Raw genomic sequence first — 229 nt, 5'->3', positions numbered from 1 at the left:
ATTCGTCAGCATATTGTGAATGAAACGCTCATTCAGCATTTGAGCTTCCTTTTCCAGTACGCCAACTTCCACTTCAATTCCCGCATCCTTTATGATAGATATCCCCCTGCCGGCTACTTCCGGATTCGGATCTTGAGTAGCAACGACAACCCGCCGGACACCTGATTCTTACACCAAATTTGCACAAGTATGTGTCTTTCCATAATGGGAACAAGGCTAAAGAGTCACA

The 229-nt window shown here is 45.4% G+C and carries 1 pseudogene; it reads right to left on the bottom strand.

What is annotated here, in order from left to right:
• A pseudogene (locus ACYP5M_RS26905) lies at positions 1-216 on the bottom strand (bifunctional diaminohydroxyphosphoribosylaminopyrimidine deaminase/5-amino-6-(5-phosphoribosylamino)uracil reductase RibD); the annotation flags it as partial.
• Positions 217-229: the final 13 nt, after the last annotated feature.

The organism is Peribacillus sp. N1, assembly GCF_054600815.1.
The sequence above is the reverse complement of the archived record's forward strand: the minus strand, read 5'-3'. Positions and strand labels throughout refer to the sequence as shown.